At 51.7% G+C, this 8,881-nt stretch carries 10 protein-coding genes; 7 read left to right on the forward strand and 3 right to left on the reverse strand.

Annotated features, from left to right (window positions below):
• Positions 1-12: 12 nt before the first annotated feature.
• On the reverse strand, positions 13-876 hold the full coding sequence (locus M0651_RS02635; RefSeq protein ID WP_248550273.1) for a DegV family protein: 864 nt from the start codon (positions 874-876) through the stop codon (positions 13-15).
• 158 nt (positions 877-1,034) lie between these two features.
• Complete coding sequence (locus tag M0651_RS02640) at positions 1,035-1,448, reverse strand: hypothetical protein (protein WP_248550274.1); 414 nt, start codon at positions 1,446-1,448, stop codon at positions 1,035-1,037.
• A 173-nt stretch (positions 1,449-1,621) separates the two neighbouring features.
• On the opposite strand from M0651_RS02640, the gene M0651_RS02645 reads away from it, so the two are divergent.
• The gene (locus M0651_RS02645) at positions 1,622-2,011 is read left to right on the forward strand and encodes a DUF423 domain-containing protein (protein WP_248550275.1); all 390 of its coding nucleotides are present in this window, start codon (positions 1,622-1,624) and stop codon (positions 2,009-2,011) included.
• 80 nt (positions 2,012-2,091) lie between these two features.
• On the opposite strand, the gene M0651_RS02650 is transcribed toward M0651_RS02645, so the two are convergent.
• Positions 2,092-2,634 (reverse strand): hypothetical protein, encoded by a 543-nt coding sequence (locus M0651_RS02650; protein WP_248550276.1) that lies wholly within the window; start codon positions 2,632-2,634, stop codon positions 2,092-2,094.
• Between the two features lie 249 nt (positions 2,635-2,883).
• Between M0651_RS02650 and M0651_RS02655 the strand changes: the two genes are divergently transcribed.
• The 6 genes from M0651_RS02655 (at position 2,884) to sufB (ending at position 8,821) form a co-directional block, all read left to right on the forward strand.
• Positions 2,884-3,357: a Dps family protein gene (locus tag M0651_RS02655; RefSeq protein WP_248550277.1), complete on the forward strand. Its 474-nt coding sequence runs from the start codon at positions 2,884-2,886 to the stop codon at positions 3,355-3,357.
• A gap of 301 nt (positions 3,358-3,658) precedes the next feature.
• Complete coding sequence (sufC, locus tag M0651_RS02660) at positions 3,659-4,441, forward strand: Fe-S cluster assembly ATPase SufC (RefSeq protein WP_248550278.1); 783 nt, start codon at positions 3,659-3,661, stop codon at positions 4,439-4,441.
• A 19-nt stretch (positions 4,442-4,460) separates the two neighbouring features.
• Positions 4,461-5,762: a Fe-S cluster assembly protein SufD gene (sufD, locus tag M0651_RS02665; protein WP_248550279.1), complete on the forward strand. Its 1,302-nt coding sequence runs from the start codon at positions 4,461-4,463 to the stop codon at positions 5,760-5,762.
• Complete coding sequence (locus M0651_RS02670) at positions 5,759-6,979, forward strand: cysteine desulfurase (RefSeq protein WP_248550280.1); 1,221 nt, start codon at positions 5,759-5,761, stop codon at positions 6,977-6,979. The genes sufD and M0651_RS02670 overlap by 4 nt, the downstream gene beginning before the upstream one ends.
• Positions 6,979-7,401: a Fe-S cluster assembly sulfur transfer protein SufU gene (gene sufU, locus M0651_RS02675; protein ID WP_248550281.1), complete on the forward strand. Its 423-nt coding sequence runs from the start codon at positions 6,979-6,981 to the stop codon at positions 7,399-7,401. The genes M0651_RS02670 and sufU overlap by 1 nt, the downstream gene beginning before the upstream one ends.
• A gap of 22 nt (positions 7,402-7,423) precedes the next feature.
• A complete protein-coding gene (gene sufB / locus M0651_RS02680; RefSeq protein WP_248550282.1) occupies positions 7,424-8,821 on the forward strand; it encodes a Fe-S cluster assembly protein SufB in 1,398 nt (465 codons plus the stop codon).
• Positions 8,822-8,881 lie beyond the last annotated feature (60 nt).

Raw genomic sequence — 8,881 nt, forward strand, 5'->3', positions numbered from 1 at the left:
TATCTATGGGACTTAGGAAGCCGGTTGTTGTTTTCTTGTATACATAATCGCGACCGTGTGCGGTCCGCAGTGGCTCGAAATGACACAGCCGGCTTCCGCGATGGCGACTTCACGTGCACCGGTCTGCTCCCGCAGGATGACGGCTAACCGCTGCGCCTCTTCCTCCGCCAGGGTATGGGCGACCAGGATCAGGTCTTGGTCCATATTGTCCTTGTCGGCCATGGCGTTGTCGAGCATTTGCTGCACGGCTTTCTCTTTACGGCCCCGCACCTTGTAAGCCGGAATGATGTTTCCGTCCACCAGCTTCAGGACCGGTCGAATTTGCAGCAGGCTGCCGATAAAATTTTGCATACCGGAACAGCGTCCGCCTTTATACAAATATTCCAGCGTATCGATAACGAATTGGGTCTCCACCTGTGGACGCATTGCGGCGACTTGTCCGGCGATTTCCGCAGCTTCAAAGCCTTTCTCGGCCAGCTGCACCGCCTTCATGACGAGCAATCCGATCCCGCTGCACAGGGTAAGGGAGTCAACGACATGGATTCGGCCCTCGGGAAATTCCGCGGCAGCGATTTGCGCGTTCTGGTATGTGGACGAGAGCTTGGAGGACAAGCTGATATACACGATGTCCCGTCCTTGATTGATATAAGGTCCAAAGGCATCCATAAAGTCTTTCGGGGAGGGAGCCGTTGTCTTAGGCAGATTTCCCTCGGCCTCCACCCGGCGGTAGATATCGGGCGGGGTAATGTCGATCCCGTCCCGGAACGTCTCTTCACCGAATACGACGTAAAGCGGGACCAGTCCGATCTCATACCGTTCAGCCCAGCCTGATGGAAGGTCTGAGGTACTATCCGCGAAAATTTTCACATTAGACATAAGCAGTCTCCTTGGTTAGTTAATACGAATTCTTAGATGATGAAATAAACAACTTCTCACTATTTTAACAAAAAGAACGAGACTAGGAAAAGCCCCAAGTCCGCGTAACCGTACCCGCGGGACTTGGGGCTTTCCACGGCAATTGCAAACCGTCGCTGTTACGGGGCGGTAAGGCTGCCCAAAACGAATAACACGATGAGCAAGAGTAAAGACAACGCTGAGAATATCGTGCCTAGTATCGCAAACACTTTACGCCGGTTTTTGATTGCCAGGCCGATGATGCCCAGAATGAGTGCGATCAAGTCCAGCAAACCGGATACGAGAAACAGCAGGATGCCGAGCAGAGCACCGGTTCGCTGCAGCAGGTCTTCGGCGATGACATTCGCAGGCTGGTCCATGATATCGAGCACTGTGGACGTAATCAGCGCCAGTGAAGTGATATAGCCGATGACGGCAAGCAAGCTGAGTACGAATGAAGCGATGCCGGGGCCGGAGAATTTCATCCGATAAGCCGGTTCTTGTGGTGCATGGTAAGGTGATACGGGTTCTTGCTCCGATGGGTGATCAATCATTTTAAATCTCCTTTAATACGGTAATGTAAACCTACTTCAAGAACATCTTCGAATATCCCTCCGAAAATTGCAAGGATATTTTTGGATGGAATCACGCTGGAAAATAGATGAAGCCCTGCGGTATGATGGACATGAAGCCTATGGACGAAATCAGAGAGGGGCGATTTATAAATATGCAGCGAAAATATGCGGGAATCGGAGCCATTGTGATGTTGTTAGCCGTGGCGTTTGGAGCGTTCGGCGCTCATATCCTGAAGGAGCGGATCGGCGAGTCCGCCATGGGGACGTTTGAGACCGGAGTTCATTACCAGATGATTCATGGCATCGCGATGCTGCTGGCCGCGTTATTTGCCGGTAAATGGGGAGAATCCCGGCGCCTGTTGTGGAGCGGACGGTTATTCCTGATCGGTGTGATATTATTTTCGGGCAGTTTATACGGACTAGCCACGTTGGACTTGCGATGGCTTGGCCCGGTGACGCCGCTGGGAGGCGTAGCGTTCCTGGGAGGTTGGTTGCTGCTCGCGCTCGAAGCTTGGAAGGGCGGCTCTCGGCCTGGGGCTTAAAGAATTTAAATGGAATAGTAGTAACAAAACAAAAAGGCTGGCGAATCCTGAGGCAGGAAACGTCAGCCCTTTTCATCCATTTACGTATCCAAAAAGTCGATGACCTCGCTCAACTTAAGCGTATACACTTGCTTCTCGTCAACATGGTATACGTTCAGCGCATAGGTTTCCGGAAGGAAATTCAGAATCCGGCACGGAATACTTGTCCGCTTGCCGTTTCGGTTGATGTACAACCGGACCAGCTTGTTCCCGGTGATGTAGCTTTGAATCCAGGCCTGGAATTCGTCGCTGGATGCGAGCTCCTTAAAATTGCCCGAGGTTGGCTCGCTCGTCTTCTTCTCCGTCGCGGCCTGCGACTTGGGTGCTTCCTTGCCGCTGCTCTTAGTCGTAGCAGCTCTAGCTTTATCGATACGGGACTGTTTGCGTGAAGCCAAGGTCGATTCAATGATTTGTCCCAATTCGATTCCGGAATTGATGCGGTAATCTATGATGTCAGGGCCGCCGTTCAGCAGCTTTAGCAGTGCTTGCAGTGCCAACGGGTTTGTCGTGCCCTTGATCAGAATTTCGACGTTGAACAAATAGCCCAATTCTTCCTCATGATGTTGACCAGTCTGATTGTCCATAATTCCCCCAAAAATTGCGTGTTATCCTTTTCTGTTCAAAATACCCAATAATCATAGCACCACTAATACAACAATCATAGTCCAAATTTAAGAAAAAAACACTGAGCATTGCTGGAAAGTGAAAATAAAAGCGTTTGCTTGAGGAACCAGGCGCGGAGCAGGTTTGGCCCCTCCTCATCTTCCTGTTTCGCCAAACTTGAATTAGGGTAAGATAATGACATCTTATTCTATAGAAAGCAGGGGATGAGGATGGCTAATTCGGAAGCAAGATCTACAGGAAAAACGAAGAAGTCCAGCCTGGAGCAGCTGTTGAACGAACAGGTCGCTAACCTAAATGTGCTTTATGTGAAACTGCACAACTATCATTGGTACGTGAAAGGAAGCAACTTCTTCCGACTGCATGCCAAATTTGAAGAACTATATAATGAAGTTTCTGCACAAATGGATGCGATCGCTGAACGGATGCTTTCGTTGAAGTGGAACCCGGCCGCATCGCTTAAGGAGTACTTGGAGCTTGCAACGATTCAGGAGGCAGGCGGGAAGGAAGAACCGCAGGCGATGGTGCAGCACTTGCTGGAGGATCTGGCAACCTTGACCGAGGCGTATAACGAAGGGATTCCGCTCGCTGACAAGGCGGAGGATAACGCCACCAGTGATCTGCTGACCGGCTACATCGGCAGCCTGGAGAAACAGATGTGGATGCTCCGGGCGTATTTGGATTGACCGATCTGTGGGAGGACCATGGTATTACCACAAGGGCTTGGCCGTAAGCAAGGGCCAGGTCCTTTTTACATGAGGGGTTCAAGGGGATTTCGACTTGTCTGTGACAAACCGTATAGCACTTCAGTTTATATCCGCTGGCATACGTTGCTTATGCCAATAAAGTAGGTTAGAATGAAATGAGAATCAATGAGAATCACTTAGAATCATTCTAATATGATAATTATTATGATATAATGGCAACAACAAGGGCGGCGTCCCTGAGCAAATAACGTTAATATTCGTGGATGGAAGGAGCAGTTACATGGCAACGCATTTTGTAGTTGAGGGACTTAAAGCGACAATCGAGGAGAAGGAGATCCTGAAAGGGATCAATCTTGAGATAAAAGGCGGGGAAATCCACGCCATCATGGGACCTAACGGAACCGGGAAAAGTACGCTGGCATCTGCGCTGATGGGCCATCCGAAATATGAAGTGACGGACGGCAAAGTGACGCTGAACGGCGAAGATGTCTTGGAGATGGCCGTTGATGAGCGTGCTCGCGCAGGCTTGTTCCTCGCGATGCAATATCCTAGCGAAATCGCAGGGGTTACGAACTCGGATTTTTTGCGTAGTGCAATTAACGCACGCCGCGGCGAAGGAAACGAGATCTCCCTGATTAAATTCATCCGTCAAATGGAAGAGCAAATGAAGGTGCTGGAAATGAATCCAGAGTTCGCCCATCGTTATTTGAACGAAGGTTTCTCCGGCGGCGAGAAGAAGCGGAACGAAATCCTGCAAATGCTGCTGCTGGATCCGAAAATCGTGGTACTGGACGAAATCGACTCCGGTCTCGACATCGACGCCTTGCGGATCGTTGCCAATGGGGTTAACTCCATGCGCAGCGAAGACCGCGGCTTCCTGATCATTACCCACTACCAACGCCTGTTAAACTATATCAAACCGGACTTCGTTCATGTCATGATGCAAGGCCGTATCGTGAAATCCGGCGGTCCTGAGCTTGCCGAGCGCCTGGAGGCTGAAGGTTACGATTGGGTCAAGGAAGAGCTGGGCATCGTGGACGAAACGGTCGGTCAAGAAGCCTAATCGGAAGGAGGAGTAGAGAATGACGACACAAACCGTACTTCCGGTAGAAGCGGAGCAACTGAAACAACTTTCCGCTAAGCGCGGCGAACCGGCTTGGCTGACGGACAGTCGGTCGAAGGCGCTGCAGCTTGCGGCGGAACTGGAACTACCTAAATTGGAGAAGACGCGGATTGACCGCTGGGATTTAACGAACTATGGAAAGCTTGACGAAACCCGCGGCGCAAATCCGCAACAGCTTCCCGAGAGCGTTCAAACGCTGGTAGAGCTGACGGAGCAGAGCAATTTGCTCGTTCAGCGTAATGCGGATACGGTATTTACCCGACTGGCGCCAGAATTGGCCAGCCAAGGCGTGATCTTCACGGATTTGGAAACGGCGGTGCGTGAGCATGGCGATCTCGTGAAGGCGCATCTGCACAGCGTTGTAAAACCGGATGAAAATCGGCTATCCGCTTTGCATGCAGCATTATGGAACGGCGGGGTATTTCTGTATATTCCTAAGAACGTGGTGATCGATCAGCCGTTGCAGAGCATCTTCCTGTTGGATGATGCGGAAGCTGCGTTTGCCCCCCATGTCTTGGTCATAGCGGATACGAACAGCCGTGTTACTTACGTAGACAATTATATTTCCGTGAATCTTAAAGGAAACATAGTGCATAACGGTGCAGCCGAAGTGATCATTAAACCAGGAGCCAAAGTCCAATTCGCCACGGTTCACCATTTGGGCGAGCAAGCGACGGATATGACGTACCGTCGCGCCGTTGTTGAAAATGACGGCAGTATCGAATGGATTATCGGCGAAATGAACAGCGGCGATTCGGCGAGCGAAACGTTGTCCATTTTGAAAGGGAACGGTTCAAGCTCCGATGCGAAGGTGATCGCCGTCGGTTCAGGAAAACAAAGGTTGAACTACACGACGAAGGCGGTTCACTTCGGTAAGAGCTCGGCCAGCCAAATGATCACCCGAGCGGTCATACGGGAAGAGGCGACCGCTATTATCAACGGCATTACGAAGATTGAGAAGGGTGCCACCAAAGCGGACGGCCAGCAAACGGAGAAAGTGTTAATGCTAAGTCCGAAAGCCCGTGGAGACGCGAATCCGATTCTGTTGATTGACGAGGATGATGTCACGGCAGGACACGCGGCTTCCGTAGGGCAAGTCAATCCGGAGCAAATCTACTATTTGATGTCTCGTGGGATTTCACGTGCAGATGCAGAGCGCCTAGTCATCTATGGCTTCCTCGCGCCAGTCGTATCGGATATTCCGCTGGAACAGCTGCAGAAGCAGCTGCAAGGTTTGGTGGAAAGGAAGTTGGGACAATGAGCATTCATGCCGAAGAGCTCAAGAAACAATTCCCGATTTTGCAGCAAGAAGTCAACGGGCATCCGCTCGTATACCTCGACAGTGCGGCTTCTTCACAGAAGCCGGCCGTCGTGATTGAAGCGTTAAAGCACTATTACGAATGGGATAATGCGAATGTGCATCGCGGCGTTCACACATTGGGCAGTCGGGCGACCGACGCTTACGAGAACGCCCGCGAGAAGGTGGCCCGGTTCATCGGTGCGGCGCGCCGGGAAGAAATTATCTTTACCCGAGGCACCACCACGGCACTGAATCTGGTCGCTTCTTCCTACGGAGTCGCTGCTGTTGGAGAAGGGGACGAAATCGTGATTACCCCGATGGAGCACCACAGTAATCTGATTCCTTGGCAGCAATTAGCTATGAAGAAGAAAGCGGTTCTTAAATATATCCCGCTGCAGCCGGACGGTCATATCGATCTGGCGGATGCGGAGAAGACGATTACCGCGAAGACGAAGATTGTGGCGACGGCCTACGTTTCCAACGTTCTTGGTGTCGTGAACCCGATCAAGGAGCTCGCGGCTATCGCTCATCGCAACGGGGCAGTCATGGTCGTTGACGGCGCCCAAAGCACCCCGCACATGAAGGTCAACGTACAGGAGCTGGATGCGGATTTTTACGCTTTTTCCGGCCACAAGATGTGCGCGCCTACCGGAATTGGGGTACTATATGGGAAGAAGCAACTGCTGGAATCCATGGAGCCGATCGAATACGGCGGGGAAATGATTGACGACGTCGGGCTGTATGAATCAAGCTGGAAGGAGCTTCCGTGGAAATTCGAAGGTGGGACACCGATCATCGCTGGCGCAGTTGGGCTGGCGGCGGCCATCGATTTCCTGGAGAGCATCGGGCTTGAGGAAATTCACCGACATGAGGCCAAACTCGCCGGTTATGCAATGAATCGCTTGGCGGAAATTGAAGGACTGACGCTATATGGACCGCGTGAGCGCGAAGTGGGCTTGATTACCTTCAATCTGCAGGATATTCATCCGCATGACGTTGCAACCGTGCTTGATGCTTCCGGCATCGCCATCCGGGCGGGCCATCACTGCTGCCAGCCGCTTATGCGCTGGCTTGAAGCGAGCGCAACGGCTAGAGCCAGCCTGTATTTGTACAATACGGAACAGGATATCGACCGACTGGCGGAAGCTTTAATCCAAACAAAGGAGTATTTTGGGTGATGCAACTGGACGATCTGTACCGCCGAGTCATAATGGATCATTATAAGAACCCGCGTAACCGCGGGAAGTTTGAGGAAGGTGCGCTGACGGTTGATTTGAACAATCCGACCTGCGGTGACCGGATTTCCTTGCAGCTCATTGTGGAAGGAAATATCGTCAAGGACGCCCGGTTTACTGGCGAAGGCTGCTCCATCAGCATGTCATCGGCTTCGATGATGACGGAGGCCGTCAAAGGTCGGACCTTCGATGAAGCGATGGATCTTGCCGGACGATTCTCCCGTCAGATGATGGGAGAATCGGTGGACTTTGACGATTACGAAGATCTTGAGGCCTTATCTGGCGTTAATAAATTTCCTGCCCGCATCAAATGCGCTACATTAGCTTGGAACGCGCTGAAAAAAGGAATCCAAGCGGATAACTAATTCCCTAAGGAGGTAGCCGAACATGGCCAAAAAAGCACCGGAATTGGAAGAGTATAAATACGGCTTCCGGGATGAGCATAAGTCGATCTTTCAATCGGGTAAAGGCTTAACCCGCGAAATCGTGACGGAGATCTCCCGCATCAAAGACGAGCCGGAATGGATGCTTAATTTTCGCCTGAAATCGCTCGAGCAGTTCGAGAAAATGGCGATGCCGCGTTGGGGCGGCGACTTGAGCGAGCTTGATTTTGACGATATTCAGTATTATGTTAGACCTTCTGAGAAACAAGGCAAAACGTGGGAAGAAGTCCCGACAGAAATCAAGGAAACCTTTGATAAGCTGGGGATTCCGGAAGCCGAGCAGAAGTTCCTGGCCGGCGTCTCCGCCCAATACGAATCGGAGGTCGTCTACCACAGCATTCAGAAGGATCTGGAAGATCAAGGTGTGATCTTCATGGATACGGATTCCGCCTTACGTGAATATCCGGAACTGTTCAAGGAGTATTTCGGAACAGTGGTTCCTGCGGCGGACAACAAGTTCGCGGCGCTGAACAGCGCCGTATGGTCCGGCGGCAGCTTCATTTACGTACCGAAAGGCGTGAAGTGTGAAGTGCCTCTGCAGGCTTATTTCCGGATCAACTCGGAAAACATGGGGCAATTCGAACGGACGCTGATCATTGCCGACGAGGGCAGCTTCGTGCATTACACTGAGGGCTGCACAGCGCCGGTCTACAGCACGAACTCGCTGCATAGCGCGGTCGTGGAAATCATCGTGAAGAAGGACGCGCGCGTTCGTTATACGACGATCCAGAACTGGGCTCCTAACATTTATAACCTGGTTACAAAACGTGCGGTAGCCGAAGAGAACGCTAACATGGAATGGGTCGATGGGAACATTGGTTCCAAGTTGACGATGAAATATCCAGCCGTTATCCTGAAAGGCCGCGGCGCGAAAGGCAGCGTGTTGTCCATCGCCGTTGCCGGTAAAGGCCAGCTTCAGGATGCCGGCGCGAAGATGATTCATCTTGCGCCGGATACGACGTCGACGATCGTGTCGAAGTCGATCTCCAAACATGGCGGTAAGGTCACGTACCGCGGTCTCGCCTCCTTTGGCCGTCAGGCGGAAGGCGCGAAATCGAATATCAAATGCGATACGCTGATTCTCGATAACGAGTCGACGTCGGATACGATCCCGTACAATGAGATCATGAACGACAACATCACGCTGGAGCATGAGGCGACCGTATCGAAGGTATCCGAGGAGCAGCTCTTCTATCTGATGAGCCGCGGCTTGACCGAAGAAGAAGCCACGCAGATGATCGTTATGGGCTTTATCGAGCCGTTCACGAAAGAGCTACCGATGGAATATGCGGTGGAAATGAACCGGTTGATCAAGTTCGAAATGGAAGGAAGTATCGGTTAAGTTTCAATTGACATCCGAAAGCATGTTAAATAAGCTCGCTAACCCTCAGGGTTGGCGAGC

Origin of the sequence: Paenibacillus mellifer (genome assembly GCF_023195895.1) — a bacterium.
In the GTDB taxonomy this organism is placed as follows: Bacteria; Bacillota; Bacilli; order Paenibacillales; family Paenibacillaceae; genus Fontibacillus; species Fontibacillus mellifer.

Excerpts from the sequence above, each read along its gene's own strand:
- M0651_RS02640 (WP_248550274.1), bottom strand. The coding sequence starts at position 1,448 with ATGATTGATCACCCATCGGAGCAAGAACCCGTATCACCTTACCATGCA.
- M0651_RS02655 (WP_248550277.1), top strand. The coding sequence starts at position 2,884 with ATGGCTAATTCGGAAGCAAGATCTACAGGAAAAACGAAGAAGTCCAGC.
- sufU (WP_248550281.1), top strand. The coding sequence starts at position 6,979 with ATGCAACTGGACGATCTGTACCGCCGAGTCATAATGGATCATTATAAG.
- sufD (WP_248550279.1), top strand. The coding sequence starts at position 4,461 with ATGACGACACAAACCGTACTTCCGGTAGAAGCGGAGCAACTGAAACAA.
- M0651_RS02645 (WP_248550275.1), top strand. The coding sequence starts at position 1,622 with ATGCAGCGAAAATATGCGGGAATCGGAGCCATTGTGATGTTGTTAGCC.
- sufB (WP_248550282.1), top strand. The coding sequence starts at position 7,424 with ATGGCCAAAAAAGCACCGGAATTGGAAGAGTATAAATACGGCTTCCGG.
- sufC (WP_248550278.1), top strand. The coding sequence starts at position 3,659 with ATGGCAACGCATTTTGTAGTTGAGGGACTTAAAGCGACAATCGAGGAG.
- M0651_RS02635 (WP_248550273.1), bottom strand. The coding sequence starts at position 876 with ATGTCTAATGTGAAAATTTTCGCGGATAGTACCTCAGACCTTCCATCA.
- M0651_RS02650 (WP_248550276.1), bottom strand. The coding sequence starts at position 2,634 with ATGGACAATCAGACTGGTCAACATCATGAGGAAGAATTGGGCTATTTG.
- M0651_RS02670 (WP_248550280.1), top strand. The coding sequence starts at position 5,759 with ATGAGCATTCATGCCGAAGAGCTCAAGAAACAATTCCCGATTTTGCAG.